At 59.5% G+C, this 16,097-nt stretch carries 20 protein-coding genes; 9 read left to right on the top strand and 11 right to left on the bottom strand.

Annotation, left to right across the window (positions count from 1 at the left end):
- Window positions 1–31 precede the first annotated feature (31 nt).
- The 6 genes from VNV36_RS04665 to VNV36_RS04640 all read right to left on the bottom strand — a co-directional run bounded on the left by VNV36_RS04665 (window position 32) and on the right by VNV36_RS04640 (window position 2,912).
- A complete protein-coding gene (locus tag VNV36_RS04665; RefSeq protein WP_325716713.1) occupies window positions 32–1,033 on the bottom strand; it encodes a glycosyl transferase family protein in 1,002 nt (333 codons plus the stop codon).
- On the bottom strand, window positions 1,030–1,365 hold the full coding sequence (locus VNV36_RS04660) for a TusE/DsrC/DsvC family sulfur relay protein (protein WP_325716711.1): 336 nt from the start codon (window positions 1,363–1,365) through the stop codon (window positions 1,030–1,032). Before VNV36_RS04660 ends, VNV36_RS04665 begins: the two co-directional genes overlap by 4 nt.
- Complete coding sequence (gene tusB / locus VNV36_RS04655; RefSeq protein ID WP_325716709.1) at window positions 1,362–1,655, bottom strand: sulfurtransferase complex subunit TusB; 294 nt, start codon at window positions 1,653–1,655, stop codon at window positions 1,362–1,364. Before tusB ends, VNV36_RS04660 begins: the two co-directional genes overlap by 4 nt.
- Window positions 1,655–2,011: a sulfurtransferase complex subunit TusC gene (gene tusC / locus VNV36_RS04650; protein ID WP_325716707.1), complete on the bottom strand. Its 357-nt coding sequence runs from the start codon at window positions 2,009–2,011 to the stop codon at window positions 1,655–1,657. Before tusC ends, tusB begins: the two co-directional genes overlap by 1 nt.
- A 1-nt stretch (window position 2,012) precedes the next feature.
- Window positions 2,013–2,405, bottom strand: a complete 393-nt coding sequence (gene tusD, locus VNV36_RS04645) for a sulfurtransferase complex subunit TusD (RefSeq protein WP_325716705.1) — start codon at window positions 2,403–2,405, stop codon at window positions 2,013–2,015.
- Window positions 2,406–2,582: 177 nt separating this feature from the next.
- Complete coding sequence (locus tag VNV36_RS04640) at window positions 2,583–2,912, bottom strand: DUF6388 family protein (protein ID WP_325716703.1); 330 nt, start codon at window positions 2,910–2,912, stop codon at window positions 2,583–2,585.
- 134 nt (window positions 2,913–3,046) lie between these two features.
- Between VNV36_RS04640 and VNV36_RS04635 the strand changes: the two genes are divergently transcribed.
- Entirely contained in the window at window positions 3,047–3,397 is a 351-nt protein-coding gene (locus VNV36_RS04635; RefSeq protein ID WP_325716701.1) for a hypothetical protein, read from the top strand.
- Window positions 3,398–3,499: 102 nt separating this feature from the next.
- Here VNV36_RS04635 and VNV36_RS04630 read toward each other — a convergent pair whose 3' ends face one another.
- The gene (locus VNV36_RS04630; protein ID WP_325716699.1) at window positions 3,500–3,925 is read right to left on the bottom strand and encodes a GNAT family N-acetyltransferase; all 426 of its coding nucleotides are present in this window, start codon (window positions 3,923–3,925) and stop codon (window positions 3,500–3,502) included.
- A 153-nt stretch (window positions 3,926–4,078) separates the two neighbouring features.
- Here VNV36_RS04630 and VNV36_RS04625 point away from each other — a divergent pair, with 153 nt between their 5' ends.
- The 3 genes from VNV36_RS04625 to VNV36_RS04615 all read left to right on the top strand — a co-directional run bounded on the left by VNV36_RS04625 (window position 4,079) and on the right by VNV36_RS04615 (window position 6,064).
- Window positions 4,079–4,516 (top strand): hemerythrin domain-containing protein, encoded by a 438-nt coding sequence (locus VNV36_RS04625; protein ID WP_325716697.1) that lies wholly within the window; start codon window positions 4,079–4,081, stop codon window positions 4,514–4,516.
- Between the two features lie 221 nt (window positions 4,517–4,737).
- Complete coding sequence (locus VNV36_RS04620; RefSeq protein ID WP_325716696.1) at window positions 4,738–5,373, top strand: lytic polysaccharide monooxygenase auxiliary activity family 9 protein; 636 nt, start codon at window positions 4,738–4,740, stop codon at window positions 5,371–5,373.
- A gap of 100 nt (window positions 5,374–5,473) precedes the next feature.
- Window positions 5,474–6,064 carry an NUDIX domain-containing protein gene (locus tag VNV36_RS04615; protein ID WP_325716694.1) on the top strand — a complete coding sequence of 197 codons (591 nt, stop codon included), beginning with the start codon at window positions 5,474–5,476 and terminating at the stop codon, window positions 6,062–6,064.
- Between the two features lie 77 nt (window positions 6,065–6,141).
- Here the strand turns inward: VNV36_RS04615 and VNV36_RS04610 are convergent, their stop codons facing one another.
- Window positions 6,142–6,657: a methylated-DNA--[protein]-cysteine S-methyltransferase gene (locus VNV36_RS04610; RefSeq protein WP_325716693.1), complete on the bottom strand. Its 516-nt coding sequence runs from the start codon at window positions 6,655–6,657 to the stop codon at window positions 6,142–6,144.
- A gap of 150 nt (window positions 6,658–6,807) precedes the next feature.
- Here VNV36_RS04610 and ggt point away from each other — a divergent pair, with 150 nt between their 5' ends.
- The 3 genes from ggt to VNV36_RS04595 all read left to right on the top strand — a co-directional run bounded on the left by ggt (window position 6,808) and on the right by VNV36_RS04595 (window position 10,015).
- Window positions 6,808–8,535 (top strand): gamma-glutamyltransferase, encoded by a 1,728-nt coding sequence (gene ggt / locus VNV36_RS04605; protein WP_325716691.1) that lies wholly within the window; start codon window positions 6,808–6,810, stop codon window positions 8,533–8,535.
- Window positions 8,536–8,599: 64 nt separating this feature from the next.
- Window positions 8,600–9,133, top strand: coding sequence for a cysteine hydrolase family protein (locus VNV36_RS04600; RefSeq protein WP_325716689.1), 534 nt, complete (start codon window positions 8,600–8,602; stop codon window positions 9,131–9,133).
- Window positions 9,134–9,379: 246 nt separating this feature from the next.
- Complete coding sequence (locus VNV36_RS04595; RefSeq protein WP_325716687.1) at window positions 9,380–10,015, top strand: hypothetical protein; 636 nt, start codon at window positions 9,380–9,382, stop codon at window positions 10,013–10,015.
- A gap of 38 nt (window positions 10,016–10,053) precedes the next feature.
- Here VNV36_RS04595 and VNV36_RS04590 read toward each other — a convergent pair whose 3' ends face one another.
- Window positions 10,054–10,599 (bottom strand): hypothetical protein, encoded by a 546-nt coding sequence (locus tag VNV36_RS04590; protein ID WP_325716685.1) that lies wholly within the window; start codon window positions 10,597–10,599, stop codon window positions 10,054–10,056.
- A gap of 201 nt (window positions 10,600–10,800) precedes the next feature.
- Here VNV36_RS04590 and VNV36_RS04585 point away from each other — a divergent pair, with 201 nt between their 5' ends.
- Window positions 10,801–12,246: a SulP family inorganic anion transporter gene (locus VNV36_RS04585; RefSeq protein ID WP_325716683.1), complete on the top strand. Its 1,446-nt coding sequence runs from the start codon at window positions 10,801–10,803 to the stop codon at window positions 12,244–12,246.
- On the opposite strand, the gene VNV36_RS04580 is transcribed toward VNV36_RS04585, so the two are convergent.
- Window positions 12,214–14,445 carry a GAF domain-containing protein gene (locus tag VNV36_RS04580; protein WP_325716681.1) on the bottom strand — a complete coding sequence of 744 codons (2,232 nt, stop codon included), beginning with the start codon at window positions 14,443–14,445 and terminating at the stop codon, window positions 12,214–12,216. The genes VNV36_RS04585 and VNV36_RS04580 overlap by 33 nt on opposite strands.
- Before the next feature lie 185 nt (window positions 14,446–14,630).
- A complete protein-coding gene (locus VNV36_RS04575; protein ID WP_325716679.1) occupies window positions 14,631–15,149 on the bottom strand; it encodes a carboxymuconolactone decarboxylase family protein in 519 nt (172 codons plus the stop codon).
- Between the two features lie 131 nt (window positions 15,150–15,280).
- Between VNV36_RS04575 and VNV36_RS04570 the strand changes: the two genes are divergently transcribed.
- Window positions 15,281–16,096: an AraC family transcriptional regulator gene (locus VNV36_RS04570; protein ID WP_325716677.1), complete on the top strand. Its 816-nt coding sequence runs from the start codon at window positions 15,281–15,283 to the stop codon at window positions 16,094–16,096.
- The last annotated feature ends 1 nt before the right edge of the window (window position 16,097 follow it).

Below are 16,097 nucleotides of genomic sequence, written 5' to 3'. Positions count from 1 at the left end.
AAAAGCGCAAAGATCGGGCGCTAATGATCGGTTAGATCGATGTGTTGCGTGCCGCCCAATATTGCTCGGCGGTGGCGAAGGCTTGTTCGCGATTCTGACCGAGGCCGCGCAAGGCCAGTGCCATGGTTGCAATCAGCGCCATCTGCGGATAGCTGTCGACCACATCGCCACGCCACACGGCTTTCAAGTGTTCGGTGTCCAGCGAGGCGGGTTTGACGTGGCGTTGCGCTGACAGCTGTGGCCATTCTTCGTCCCAGCTCTGGCCGCCGCTGGTGCCATAAAGGTGGCTGGTGGCGTCGGGGTTGATTTCGATTTCGCCGCCATCGCCCTTGACCACAATCGCCGTGTCGCCGAGCAAGCCGCTGGCATCGCGATGCACCGCTTGGTAGCCCGGATGGAAAATGCTCTGCAGGCCACAGCGTGCGCCCAGCGGATTGAGAATCCGCGCCAGCGAGTGGATCGGCGAGCGCAAGCCCAGGGTGTTGCGCAGGTCGATCATCTTTTGCAACTGCGGCGCCCAGTCCATCAGCGGCATGAACGCCAGGCCGCCGTTGTCCAGCGCTGTACCGGCCTGCTGCCAGTTGCGGCACAGGGGAATGTTCAGTTCGCCGAGCAGCTGTTCGCTGTACAGGCGCCCGGCAGTATGTGCGCCGCCGCCGTGCATGAAGATGCGCACACCGTTGTGCGCCAGGCACTTGGCCGCGAGCAGGTACCACGGCAGATGGCGTTTTTTCCCGGCGTAGGTCGGCCAGTCCAGATCGACGTTCATCGCCGGGGCCTGCAGCCGTTCGCGCAGGGCTTCGGTGAAACCGGCCATCTCTTCGGCGCTTTCTTCCTTGTGCCGCAGCAACATCAGAAAGGCGCCCAGTTGCGTATCCTCGACCTTGTCATCGAGCACCATGCCCATGGCTTGTCGGGCCTCCTCGCGCGTCAGATCGCGGGCGCCGCGCTTGCCTTTGCCGAGAATGCGCACGAATTGCGCGAACGGGTGTTCGGCGGGCGTTTCGAGGGTCAGAGCTGGAAAGTCGGTCATAGGCAATTCGTCGGTTTGGGCAGGCCCGCCAGTTTCGCGGCGAGTTTGGCAGGGGTGCCTTTGAACAGTCGGTTCAGGTGCAGGCTGTTGCCTTTGTCGGCGCCGAGCTTCAGCGCGGTGTACTTGATCAGCGGCCGCGTGGCCGGCGACAGCTGGAATTCTGTATAGAAACTGCGCAACAGTTCGAGAATTTCCCAGTGTTCAGGCGTCAACTCGATGTCTTCGGCGGCGGCGAGGGCAGTGGCGACTTCCGCCGACCAGTCGCTGAGGTCGACGAGAAAGCCGTCCTTGTCCAGCTCAATGGTGCGGGCGCCGACGGTCATGGAATTCATAGCCAGCTGTTGACCTTGTCGTGCTGGATCGACAACTCGACGAACGCCGGATAATCGATGGCTTCGGCCCAGTCCGGAATCTCGATCGCCCGTGCCTGCGCATCTTCTATCAATACATACAGTTTGATTTTCCGTTCTTGGAGGGCAAAGAACGGCGCGCTGTCCGGTTGCAGCGCGTACACCGCATCGCCGGCTAATAACAAGGCATCGGCACTGCCGATCAATCGCAGGCAACTGGTCAGGCGATCATCGCTGAACGGGGAATGAGACAACACATGCAAAGTCGACATCAGAGGGTGAGCACCTGGTCGTAGCGGTCAATAAGGGCGCTGATGTGTTCGGCAGAAAGCGGTTCTGCTTCATCCAGAGACAGTTTCCCGAGCCCGCGGGCGTGGGCGCTTTCGGCGCAATAGAACAGTTCCTCGACGCCGAACATCGGCAGCGCCTGCAGGTTGGCGCTGAGGTCTTTCTGCTGCAAGGCCCTGGCGTTCTGCCCTGCAGCGAGTTGCAGCACGCCGTCATCGAGGAACAGCAGGCCGATCGGCAGATCGAACGCGCCGCCGGCCAGCACAATATCCAGCGCTTCACGGGCTCCGGGGCCTGACCACGGCGATTGACGGCTGATGATCAAAAGCGATTTGGGCATTTTACGCACCTCCGAAACAGATGAGGCGGTCGGCGTCTTGTACTGCGTCGTGCAACTGCCCAAGCCCGGATAATTCCCACGGCGCGCTGAGCGAAATCGCTTCACGCTGGTAACGCCTGCCTTCTTCTTCGTTCAACACACCGCGACGCAGAGCGGCGGCGATACACACCACGCCGTCCAGCTTGTGTTCGCTGATAAAACTGCGCCATTGCTTGGGCAAGTCCAGTTCGTCCTGGGGCGTCACCACTGCATCAGAGGCATTGAACACGCCGTCCTGATAGAAGAACAGCCGCACAATTTCATGACCCCCGGCCAGAGCAGCCTGGGCAAATAGCAAGGCACGGCGCGAGGAGGGCGCATGGGCGGCGGAAAACAGCGCGATGGCGAACTTCATGATGGACTCGATCAGCGAAACTGCGGGCATGATAAAGCTTTATTGCCGCAGCCGCGAAACCCCCGTTGTACACAGATTCCTTTGTAGGAGCTGACGAAGGCTGCGATCTTTTGATTTTGCTCTTCAAGATCAAGATCAAGGTCAAAAGATCGCAGCCTTCGGCAGCTCCTACATGGGTTACGGGGTGATGCCGTACAAATCGCAATACTCGATCCAGTCCATCCCCGCCATCTCCGCCACTTCCCGATGCACCTCCAGGCGCCGCGCCTGGTATTCCTGCGCGGAAGCAGCAGTCAGTTGCAACGTCAGCTCCCAGGCAAACAACCCCTGGCTTTCAGCCTCAGCCTCAAAGGCCTCATGCAGACGTTCTTCGCGATACTGCGCCTGGGTTTCGCCTTTGGCCTGGGCCAGCAGCGGGTTGAGGTGGTCGAGGGTCTCACGCAGGTCGGGTCGCGCATCGAGAAACAGTTTCAAAGCCTGTTCATGCCGCTGGTCGGTAGGCGCCATGTGATTTCCTTGTGTGACGGATGCCCGCAGGGTGCCGCACCTGCTCACGCGTGTCGCGCATAAAAACAGTAAAGCAGAACGATTGGCCACGTTGCAGTGCTACAGTCCGCTTTTTTCTACAATGAGCGAAAGCAATGCGAATGCTGATGGTAGCGCTGGTGGCGGCCCTGTTGGCCGGTTGCGCCGGTTCGGTGATGAACGAGGCTCGCACCAAGAGCCCTTACAAGGTCCTGGCTTCGGACAAGTCCGAGAAAGACGTGGCCCGGTGCGTACAATTCGCCTGGCAGGACGAAGCGGTGTTCGGCGTCGACGCAGCGGCCTATCTGGAGCCGCGCGCGTCGGGCGGCACAACGGTTTATACCCGTTCGGCGGAGTCTTTTGTCGATGTGATTACCGAAGCGTCGGGGACGACCCTGAATTACTACGCACAGCAGGATGATTTTGTCGCGATGCGCAGGATGGCAGCGATGGCAACCTGCCTTTGATCATGTGATGAAGTGGCCTCCGCTTTCGCGAGCAGGCTCGCTCCCACAAGTTGAAATGCATTCCATGTGGGAGCGAGCTTGCTCGCGAAGGCTGCGGCACATTCAATCGATCAGCCGTTTGAGGAAGAAATGCCGCTTGTGCCCCGGTGGATAGTCCATGATCTCACCGAACTGGCTGAAGCCCAGCTTCTTGTAGAACTCCGGCGCCTGAAAATCGAAAGTGTCGAGCCAGATGCCCAGGCAATGCTTGTCTGTAGCCAACGCTTGCGCCTGAGCCATCAGTTTCGAACCAATTCCCTGTCCGCGACCTTGCTCCGGCACTGACAACAGTTCGATGAACATCCAGCGAAAAATCACGCGCCCATACAAGCCACCGACTATCGAGCCGTGGTCGTCTCGAACCATCAGGGCGAACGGCTCGGATTTCGACCCGCCGGTTTTCGCATCGTTGTAATCAATCAACGGTTGAAGAATGGCCTGGCGTTGTTCTTCGCTCGGGTTTTGCGTCAACTCGATTCGCAAATTCATGCGTGACTTCCTTGTGTAATTGAACGCCCAGCCTACCGCGTCCGTACAGGCGCCTCCAAGCCCTTCGATTCAACCAGCGGAACCGCCATTCAAACGTTGCGGTCTAGGCTTTATCGCGTCTTTCCCTGAGCGCGATTGATGAGGAGCCCCCCCTTGAATATTTTTGAAGCCCTGCGCGAAAGTCACGAGCGTCAGCGTACTTATGCCAAGGCGCTGATCGCGACCAGCGGCGACAGCCCTGAGCGGGTCGAGGCCTACAAACAGCTCAAAGCAGAACTGCAAGCGCATGAAACCGCAGAAGAGCGGCATTTCTACATTCCCTTGATGGAAATCGACGAAGGCGTGGATCTGAGTCGCCATGCCATCTCCGAGCACCATGAAATGGACGAGATGATGGAAGAACTCGACGAGACTGAGATGTCGAGTCCAGCCTGGCTGGCCACGGCGAAAAAGCTTTCGGAAAAGGTCCATCACCACCTTGAGGAAGAAGAGCACAAATTCTTCCAGATGGCCGGCAAACTGCTCGACGATAAACAGAAAGTGGCGCTCGCGGGGCAGTACGAAAAGGAGTACCAGGCCCAGTTGCCTTGAGTAGACGAAGCGCGATTTAGTGAACTCGGCGTGTACGTATTCGGCTACGCGTCGAGTGCGAGGTTTCTTCGGTAGCTGGATATCCATCCAGTATTTGCGAGGTTTTTTTGTTCACGGCCAGCAAGCTGCGACAAAAGCGCCGATAGACAAAAAAACCTTCTCCGTTAGCTTGAAGGCCTCTCCTCAGGAAGGAGAGTTCTCAAATCAACGGAGTGAACAACATGAATCAGGCAATTCCTCAGACTCAACTGAAGCACGGTCGCGTTATCTCGCCAGCGAGTCGCGGTGCAGTCGCCATCGATCTCGGTTTGCTGGGCGGCTGGCAAGTCAATGAAATGGAAGGCGGCAAGAACTTTCCCGCATTGGTCGCCGGGCCGTTCCCGCAGCCCTTCGAGACGGACTCGGACAGCGTCGCGCCGCCGGCCGACGGTTATATTCTCAGCGGCGGCAAGACGGATGCCCGCGATTGCGTGAACTACACCAATGACGAGATGAGCAAGAAGCTGGGTCGTCCGTTCACATGGCCGCTGCTCAATGTCGATCCAGGCCAGACCCTCAAGGTCACTTGGGCCTACACCGCGCCGCACACCACCCGTGGTTATCGCTGGTTGATCACCAAAGAGGGTTGGGACCCACAGCAGCGCATCAGCCGTGCGCAACTGGAAACCCAGCCCTTCTTCGAAGACTTTTACCCGCAAGTGCCGTATTACAGTCATGCCGGTGAATTGAAGGCCAAAGTCGATCACGAAGTGAAACTGCCGGCCAACAAGCAAGGCCATCACGTCATTGTGCTGATGTGGATCGTCGCCAACACCGGCAACGCCTTCTATCAGGCTTTCGACGTCGACTTCCGGTAAGAGCGGCTGATGAACCAGGCCCGGTAGCGCTGCCGGGCTTTTTTTGTCGGCGCAATTGTTCGACCATGGCAGGTCACCCATCAAGACAGGATCAGACGCGATGTCCAACACAGCCGAACGGGTCAATATCGTCGACACCCAGGTGTTGTCCCACGACTGGTATCTGCTGCAGAAAATCACCTTTGATTACCAGCGCAACAACGGCGAATGGCAACGCCAGACCCGCGAGGTTTACGACCGTGGCAACGGCGCGGCAATTCTGCTGTTCAACCGCGAAAAGCGCACGGTGGTGTTGACCCGCCAGTTCCGCCTGCCGGTGTTCGTCAATGGCCACGACGGTTTGTTGATCGAGGTCGCTGCGGGCTTGCTGGAAGGCGCCGCGCCCGAGCAACGCATCCGTGACGAAGCCGAGGAAGAAACCGGCTACCGCGTGCATGACGTGAAGAAGGTATTCGAGGCGTATATGAGCCCCGGTTCAGTGACCGAGAAACTGCACTTTTTCATCGCCGAATATGATGCGGCGTCCAAGGTCAGCGCCGGTGGTGGGCTGGAAGAAGAAACCGAAGAACTCGAAGTGCTGGAGTGGCGTTTCGATGAGGCGCTCGCAGCGTTTGCGCGCGGCGAGATCTGCGATGCCAAGACCATCATGCTGTTGCAGTACGCGGCGATGAATAACCTGTTCGCTCGGTAAAGCAAAAGATCGCAGCCTTCAACGCAATTCAATGCACGAGCCGCCGAAGGCTGTGATCTTTTGATCTTCTTGCATGCCTAAAACAGATCGCCGGTTTTATCGATCTCTGACCACTGGCCACCCTCAAGCGTCAGCAACCGCTCTTTAGCCTCAAGACCACCGGCGAACCCGGTCAGCTTTCCCGAAGCACCAATCACCCGGTGGCACGGCGCAACAATTGAAATCGGGTTGCGCCCGTTGGCGGCGCCGACCGCCCGAACCGCCGCCGGATGACCAATCTGTGTGGCGATCTGGCTGTAGGTGCGCGTCTCGCCGAATGGAATGGTCAGTAGCGCCGCCCAGACTTTTTTCTGGAATTCGCTGCCGACAAATTCCAGCTCCAGATCGAAGCGATTGCGCGTGCCGGCAAAATATTCTTCAAGCTGCCGCGCGGTCTGCAGGAGGATCGGACTGTCCGCCGCTTCGCTCATCGGCCCGATACGTACCCGGTTCGGTTTGTCGTTTTCCCAGAGGATGGCTGCGAGTCGACTGTCGTTTGCAACCAGCTTCAATTCGCCGACCGGCGAGGGCAGGGTGATGAACGTATAAGGCATGACAACGGCTCCGGATCCTGGCGATAACGCGGATCAGCATACTGCCTGAACGGGGAGGCGCAATACGCAAAGCCGACCATACTGCTTGTTGCTCCTCAAGCGCTGCCCTGCGTTTCGCGCAGTCCCCAAAAACAAAAAAGAGATCGACTCATGAAGTACGAACCTTTGGCCAGATCGCTTATCGCGACCTCCCTGGCGCTCAGCTGTCTCATGGCTCACGCGGCATCGGTGGCACCGGTCGCGGCGGAAAACGGCATGGTAGTCACCGCGCAACACCTGGCGACCCATGTCGGCGTCGATGTGTTGAAGAACGGCGGCAACGCCGTGGATGCGGCAGTTGCGGTGGGTTACGCGCTGGCGGTGGTCTATCCGGCAGCGGGTAACCTCGGCGGTGGCGGATTCATGACCATTCAACTGGCGGACGGGCGCAAGACCTTTCTCGACTTCCGCGAAAAAGCCCCGCTGGCCGCGACCGCCAACATGTATCTGGACAAGGAAGGTAACGTCATCCCCGAGCTGAGTACCCGTGGCCACCTCGCGGTTGGTGTGCCGGGCACGGTGTCCGGCATGGAGTTGGCCCTGAGCAAATACGGCACCAAACAGCGCAAGGAGATGATCGCTCCGGCGATCAAACTGGCCGAAGACGGCTTCGAACTGCAGCAGGGCGATGTCGAGTTGCTTGAGTACGCCACCGACGTGTTCAAGAAAGACCTGCGCGATTCCGGTTCGATCTTTCTGAGCAATGGCGAGCCGATGCAGGTCGGGCAGAAACTGGTGCAAAAGGATCTGGCAAAAACCTTGCGGACGATTTCCGACAAAGGCGCCGACGGTTTCTACAAAGGCTGGGTCGCCGATGCCATCGTCACGTCCAGCCAGGCCAACAAGGGCATCATCACCCAGGCCGACCTGGACAAATACAAGACTCGCGAGCTGGCCCCGGTGGAATGCGATTACCGCGGTTATCACGTGGTCTCGGCGCCGCCGCCAAGCTCCGGTGGTGTGGTGATCTGCCAGATCATGAATATTCTTGAGGGCTATCCGATGAAGGATCTGGGCTTTCATTCGGCTCAGGGCATGCACTACCAGATCGAAGCCATGCGCCACGCTTATGTCGATCGCAACAGCTACCTCGGCGATCCGGATTTCGTGAAAAATCCGATCGAGCACCTGCTGGACAAGAACTACGCCACCAAGCTGCGCAACGCCATTGAGCCACAGAAGGCCGGTGTTTCCGCTCAACTCAAACCCGGCGTCGCCCCCCATGAAGGCAGCAACACCACCCACTATTCGATCGTCGACAAGTGGGGCAATGCCGTCTCGGTCACCTACACCCTCAACGACTGGTTCGGCGCAGGTGTGATGGCCAGCAAGACCGGGGTCATCCTCAACGACGAAATGGACGATTTCACCTCCAAGGTCGGCGTGCCGAACATGTACGGCCTGGTGCAGGGCGAAGCCAACGCCATCGCGCCGGGCAAGGCGCCGCTGTCGTCGATGAGTCCGACTATCGTCACCAAGGACGGCAAAGTGGTGATGGTGGTCGGCACGCCGGGCGGCAGCCGGATCATCACCGCGACCCTGCTGACCATGCTCAACGTCATCGATTACGGCATGGGCTTGCAGGAGGCCGTCGACGCGCCGCGTTTCCATCAGCAGTGGATGCCGGAGGAAACCAACCTCGAAGACTTCGCCGCCAGTCCGGATACCAGAAAAATTCTCGAAAGCTGGGGCCACAAATTTGCCGGCCCACAAGACCCCAACCACATCGCAGCGATCCTGGTTGGCGCGCCGTCCCTCGGGGGTAAACCGGTGGGCAACAACCGCTTCTACGGCGCCAACGATCCACGGCGCAATACAGGGTTGTCACTGGGCTACTGAGCGGAGTAAAAAGGGGCGGGCTCAGGTCCGCCCCATCTCCAGGACAAATCAAGGAAGGCTCGACATGACCACCGCATTACTGATCATCGACGTCCAGCAGGCCCTGTGTGCTGGTGAGTATCAGTGCTTTGAAATCGACCGCGTGATCGCCACGATCAATGATCTGAGCCAGCGCGCCCGCGGCGCCGGCGTTCCGGTCGTGTTGATTCAACACGAGGAAAAGGACGGTCCGTTCGTTCGTGGCGCAGACGGTTGGCAACTGGCCAAAGGTCTGCAGACGTCCACGCAAGATCTGCGGGTAGGCAAATCCACCGGCGACTCTTTCTATCAGACCGACCTGGGCAGGCTGCTACCCAGCGAAGATTTTGAACGCCTGATCATCTGCGGCCTGCAAACCGATTACTGCGTCAATGCCACAGTGCGTAGCGCGCATAAGCTGGGCTACGACATCGTTGTCGCGCAGGATGCACATTCGACGGTCGATAACGGCAGCATGAGCGCCGAAGACATCATTGCCGGACACAACAAGGACTTCGCCGCCCTCACCAGTGCCGTAACGCGAATTGATGTCACACCGGCAGCCCAAATCGCCTTCTGAAACAGACACATTGGCTGTAGGAGCGAGCCTGCTCGCGAATGCGGTGCGTCAGAAGACAACGGGCTGACTGACCCGCCGCCTTCGCGAGCAAGCTCGCTCCCACTAGCTGGCTGAGTGCAAAGCGATAGCATTGCAGTTATTTGCCTGTTCACCCTTTTCATTACCGATTGCGGTCTCTAGAATCCGCTCCGCTTCTGCAATAGAGGCGTATTGCCACTATTTGATCATTATTTAGGGACGGACATCATGCAATTCGGGAAAACGCTGGCGCTGGGACTGGTTCTTGCGCTGGGCGGTTGTGCCAGTTTCACTAAGGATGAAGTGGCACCGGTCACTCTGCCGTCGATGGCCAACTACGCCAACAAGCCAAACGTCTACGTCGATTTCGACTTCTATCAGGGCGAGCCGAAAAGTGCCTCTGCCGTGGAAGTGCCGCAAGCACGTGATCAACTCAAGCCACAGCTGCAGAAAATTCTCACCGATTCAGGCCTGTTCGGTCGGGTCACGCTGGATGAGTTCCAGAAGCAGCCGGGCGACTACAGCCTGCGCCTGAAAATGTACAACCATCCACCGAATGCCGGTTCCATGGTGCTGGCTTTCATCAGCGGTTTCAGCATGATGATCATTCCGGCCTACGGCAGCGATCAATACACTCTGAGCCTGGAAACCCTGGATGGACAGGGACAGGCTTTGACCACTGCGAGTAACCACGACGCCGTCGGCACCTGGATCGGCATCTGGTTCATACCGCTGATGGCCAACACGCCTAAAGAAGCGGTGAACGACACCTTCACCCGTCAGGTCAATGCGCTGCTCAAACAGATGGTTGATAACAACAACCTGAAGTACTCGGCGCTGGAAACCGGTATTCCCCGGGCGTGAAACAAAAAGAGCCGCAATCGCGGCTCTTTTTTTGTCGGTTACTTCAACGCCTGAATGAATTTCGGGTCGCTGTACAGCTCTTTGAGCAGATCACGCAGCATCGGGTTATAGGCGTTGACCGCGTTCGGGATCGCAATGAAACCGAAGAAGCTGCTGCCCCACTGGCTGCTGACATCCTTGGTTGCGTCGTACACCACATCGCTGCCGTTGAGCAGAGTAAAGCGCGCCGCGAGCTTGCCGTCACCCGTGCCCATACCGGCGGACAGTTCATTTTTCACCACGAGAACTTTCAACTGACGCTGCGCCTGCGGGTCGAGCAAACCGGCCTTGCGCAGCTCTTCGGTGATGGCGTCCTGAATGTGCGCCGGGATGCTGCCCGATGGAGAGCGGACCGGGTTGGCGCGAACCATCAGCGAACCTTCGCCGGATTCGGCGCTTACCTGAGGATTGCTGATGGCATGCAGGGGCGGGGTCTGCTTGAGCTTCTGGACGTTTTCATAACTCGGCTCGTAGCGGGTCATGGTCATGCCACAACCTTGCAGCAACAACGCCAGCATCGGGATCAACAGCAGAGACTTCTTCACGGCAATACCTTGCACAGAACATAGAGGGGCGCGAATTATGGGCAGAGTGCCATCATTGAGCAACTGCGTTTTCCATTTTTGGCCGGCGCCTATCGGTGTCAGCGTTTCACTGGCCCGAGCCCGTACAATTCCGTAACATTCGCCTCCCTCTTTTTTCGCGAAACAGCGACCGTTCTCGACGGCCGCTCATTCAGGTATGCCATGAAACCGATTCGTCTGCGCGCCGATGTCCTGGCCGGACTCACCACCTCGTTTGCTCTGTTGCCCGAATGCATCGCCTTCGCGCTGGTGGCGCATCTCAATCCGTTGATGGGCCTGTACGGCGCTTTCATCATTTGTACGCTGACGGCGTTGTTTGGCGGTCGCCCAGGGATGGTTTCCGGCGCGGCGGGTTCGATGGCGGTGGTGATTGTCGCGCTGGTGGTGCAGCACGGCGTGCAGTATCTGCTGGCGACAGTGCTGCTTGGCGGTCTGATCATGATGGCGTTCGGGTTGTTGCGCCTGGGCAAACTGGTGCGCATGGTGCCGCATCCGGTGATGCTCGGTTTCGTCAACGGCCTGGCGATCATCATCGCGCTGGCGCAACTGGAGCATTTCAAAAGTGGCGAGCACTGGCTCAGCGGTACGCCGCTGTACCTGATGACCGGGCTGGTGCTGCTGACCATGGCCATCGTGTATATCCTGCCGCGCCTCACCAAAGCAGTGCCGCCGGCATTGGTGGCGATTCTCGGTGTCGGCCTGCTGGTTTACCTGTTCGGCCTGCCGACTCGCACCCTCGGTGACATGGCACACATCGCCGGCGGTCTGCCGACTTTCGCGTTGCCGGACATCCCGTGGACGTTCGACACTCTGCGCATCATCGCCCCCTACGCGATCCTGATGGCAATGGTCGGCTTGCTGGAAACCCTGCTGACTCTCAACCTCACCGACGAAATCACCGAAACCCGTGGCTACCCGGATCGCGAGTGCGTGGCGCTGGGCGCGGCGAATATGGTTTCCGGTGCCTTCGGCGGCATGGGCGGTTGCGCGATGATCGGGCAGACCGTGATCAACCTCAGCTCCGGCGGACGCGGGCGCTTGTCCGGCGCGGTGGCGGGTGTGCTGATTCTGTTGTTCATCCTGTTTCTCTCACCGTTGATCGAGCGCATTCCGCTGGCCGCGCTGGTAGGAGTGATGTTCGTGGTATCGCAGCAGACCTTCGCTTGGGCGTCGTTGCGGGTGATCAACAAGGTGCCGCTGCACGATGTGCTGGTAATCATCGCCGTGACCACCATCACTGTGTTTACCGATCTGGCTACGGCGGTGCTCTGCGGGATCATCATCGCTGCGCTCAATTTCGCCTGGCAGCAGGCGCGTGAACTGTATGCCGATGAACATCTGGAGGCCGATGGCAGCAAACTCTATCGCCTGCACGGCACGCTGTTCTTTGCCTCGACCACGCCGTTTCTCAACCGGTTCGACCCGGCCAACGATCCGGCCAGGGTCATCCTCGACTGCCGGCATCTGAGCTTTGTCGATTATTCGGCAATCGCCGCGTTGAAAACCCTGCGTGAACGCTACGCCAAGGCCGGCAAGCAGTTACAGGTGTTTCACCTGTCGGAACGCTGCAAGACATTACTCAAGCGTGCCGGCGTCGATCACGACTGACGCCGCAGGCGTTGCGTCCTTGAGCCAGGTCTTGGCGAGAATCCGCGAAACCTGTTCGGCGGAATAGGGCTTGGCGAGGAACTCGAAACCTTCGTAACCGCTGCGCGCCAGTTCTTCGCTGTAGCCGGAGGTCAGAATCACCGGAAGATCGGGGCGACGCTGGCGCAACATTCTGGCCAAAGCGACGCCGGTGGTGCCCGGCATGACCACGTCGGAAAACACCGCATCGAACGCCAGGGCATCGGCGCCGGCCAGTTGCAGGGCTTCCTCGGCGTTGGTCGCCCACGCCGTTTCATAGCCCAGATCCTGCAGGATCTGATTGGCGAAGCGGCCGACCTCCAGATTGTCCTCGACCACCAATATGCGCCGTTGCTCGCAGGTCCGATGCACCTCGCCATCGTCGTCCGTCTCGTCCACTTGTGCCTCGGTCGCCGGCACTTGCGGTAAATACAGGGTGAACTCTGTGCCTTGGCCGAGCACGCTGGAGACATCGACGTTGCCCCCCGATTGTTTGGCGAAGCCGAATACCTGCGACAGTCCCAGCCCCGTGCCCTTACCGACCGCCTTGGTAGTGAAGAACGGTTCGAAGATGTGTTCCAGGGTGTGCGCATCGATGCCGCCCCCGGTGTCTGCCAACGCGATCGACACGAACGGACCGTTGGAACCACCATGGCCGCGAATCGGCGGCAGGGGTTTGTGGCACTCCAGGCGCAATCTCAGTTCGCCCTGACCATTCATGGCATCGCGGGCGTTGAGGGCGATGTTGATCAGCGCGGTTTCGAACTGACTCAGATCGACGCGGATATAGCAGGGGTGATCCGGCCGCTCGACGCAGACATGAATCTGCGCACCAGTGACCGATTCGAGCATTTCACCGATATTGGCCAACCGTTCGCCGGCATCCACCACTTGTGGATTGAGCGGCTGGCGCCGGGCGAAGGCGAGCAACTGGCTGGTCAGTTTGGATGCGCGTTCGACCGTGTCGGAAACCGCACGCATGTAGCGCTGGCGGCGTTCTTCCGACAGATCGGGCTGGCGCAGAAAATCCATCGACGAGCGAATGATCGTCAGCAGATTGTTGAAATCATGGGCCACGCCGCCGGTCAATTGGCCGATGGCTTCGAGCTTCTGCGACTGACGCAGCGCCGATTCGGCCTGAGCCAGGCGCAGGCTGCGCTCCTCGACCCGTTGCTCCAGCGTGGCATTGAGTTCTGCCAGCGCCAGCAGACCTTCACGCACATTGGCATCGGCACGCACTCGCTCGATATGCGCCCAGCAACGCTCGGTCACTTCGCTCATCAGCGCCAGCTCGAAGCGCGACCAGACTCGCGGCACCTTGTCGTGGACGGCCATCAATGCCGTCAGGCGCCCCTGCTTGATCAGTGGCACGCAGATCGTTGCGGTGATGCCGATGGCCTGAAAGGTCGCTGATTCTTCAGGGGGCAGTTCGCTGCGATTGTCGTGAATGACCAACGGTTCGCCGGCGCGCAGCAGGGTTACGGCTTTCTCGCCGAAATCGCGCAAGCGGTAGTGGCCGACGATACTTGGCGACCCCGGTGCCGCGTAATCGCCGCGAATGGTGAAGCCGTCCTCGTCGGCGTCCATGTCGGCGTAGGCGCAGTTGGACAGGCGCAATTGCTCGACCATCAGCCGTGTGCTCGCGGCAAGAATCGCTTGCGCGTCAGTGGCGTTGGCCACCGCGTCGCCGATCGCGTCGAGCACCGCCAGACGTTGGTTGAGGTAGACCGTCTGGGTGGTTTCGGTAACGGTGTCGAGCATCCCCACCACATTGCCCAGCGAGTCGCGAATCGGGCTGTAGCAGAAGGTGAAAAACGCCTGCTCCGGGCCGCTGCCGCGTTCGATCTTCAGGGCGAAGTTTTCAATGTAGGTGGCTCGCCCGGCGAATGCCGCGTCGGCAATCGGGCTGATCTCCTGCCAGGCTTCTTTCCAGATGTCGCTGAATGGCCGTCCCAGCGCATGGGGCTTGTCGCCAAGAATCGGCACGAAGGCGTCGTTGTACAACGTGATCAGTTGCGGCCCCCACACGATCGCCTGGGGAAAATGCGACGCGAGACTGAGCGAGACGGTGGTCTTGAGTACATCGGGCCAGTGTTCCAACGGGCCGAGGGGCGAATTGGCCCAATCGTGACGGCGGATCTGCCCGGCCATCTCGCCGTTGTCTTGCAACCAGTCTGTCATGAGGTTCGTGTTTTTCCGGGCGTTTGTCCGAGGACAAAGACCTTTGCCCAGGGTGTTTGGTTTCAGCACACCAGACACTGTGTGCGCTATGAGTTCTTCTGACCTGCATCATGGCAGCAAATAACCACGGTGGCGAAGGAGCCTGTCTCTTCGCCACCGGATTTTTTCAGCTCGTGAGGGACTGATCAGGCATCGATGGCCGGGAAGTCGATGTCAGTCAGGGCGGTGTTGTTCAGATAGTTGGTCAGTGTCTGCACGGCCACCAGTGCAATGACTTCGATGATCTTGCGGTCATCGATACCGGCGGCGCGGGCGGCGGCGAGTTGGTCATCGCTCAGGTGGCCACGGGTTTCGGTCAATTGGCGAGCGAGGGCGGCACAGGCATTCAATTCGCCGTGACGTGCCGCGACGATGTCCTGCGCCGACAGCCCGGCCTTGCCGGCAAACACCGTGTGTGCGGACAGGCAGTAGTCGCAGCCGTTGACTTGCGACGTAGCGAGGTAGACAGCTTCTTTTTCCTGAGCGCTCAGCGAGGTCTTGCCGAGGATGGCCGAGGCCTGCAAGTAGGCGTCGAGTGCCACCGGTGCCTGGGCCAATGTGCCGAAAAGGTTGGGCAGGAAGCCGATTTTCTTTTTCACGCCTTCCAGGACAGGGCGGGTGGCATCGGTGGCGGTGTCAAGGCTGATTGCGGTAATGCGGCTCATGGTGATTCTCCGAAAATCCGCGGCGAAGTGCAGCGGCGATGGAGAGATCTTAAGGGCGACCGATGGCGCTTCGGCGGCAAATCGTCGAGGATATGCGGCAGATCGTCCAGATATGCCCTCGGGAGTCAGCCATGGATCGCCTTTCTACATTGCTCAGCCATTTCGGCGTGAATGCCGGCACCTTTCACAGCGGTGCGTTTTGTGGGGTGAGTGTTCACGAGGGCGAGCCGGTTGGCCATGTGCATGTATTGCAAGCGGGGGCGTTGCTGCTCAAACCTGGCAACGAGCGGGAGATGCGTCTGGAGGAGCCGTCGCTGATTTTCTTTCCCCGGCCGTTCACGCACAGAATGTCTGCCGACGAGGCCATGGCCAGCCAAGTGGTGTGCGCCTCGCTGACCTTCGACGGCGGTTCGGGCAATGCCCTGGCCGCTGCGTTACCGGACTATCTGGTGTTGAAGCTCACTGACATCCCCGAATTGCGCAGCACCCTCGACTGGCTGTTCAACGAAGCCTTCGAAGGGCATTGCGGACGTGTAGCGGTGATGGATCGCCTGTTTGAATTGCTGGTGATTCTGCTGCTGCGCCATCTCATCGGCAGCCGCGATCAGCAGCCGGGAATGATGGCCGGGCTGGCTGATCCGCGGTTGTCTCGCGCCTTGAACCTGATTCATGAGCAGCCTCATGAATCGTGGAGTGTGGCCGCTCTGGCTGCTGCGGCGAATATGTCCCGCGCCGGTTTTGCCGGGCAGTTTCACCGCGTGGTCGGGCAGACGCCGGCCGATTATCTATTGAGCTGGCGGGTCAGCCTGGTGCAAAAACGCCTGCGCGAAGGCCGGCCGATTGCGCTGATTGCCGAGGAGGTCGGTTACGAAAACCCGTCGGCGCTGGCCCGGGCTTTTCGGCGCAAGACCGGCCTCAGCCCTCGGCAATGGAAAGCCGGACACTGAC

The organism is Pseudomonas sp. (genome assembly GCF_035554175.1).
Lineage (GTDB): Bacteria > Pseudomonadota > Gammaproteobacteria > Pseudomonadales > Pseudomonadaceae > Aquipseudomonas.
This window is presented reverse-complemented; position numbering and strand designations above follow the sequence as displayed.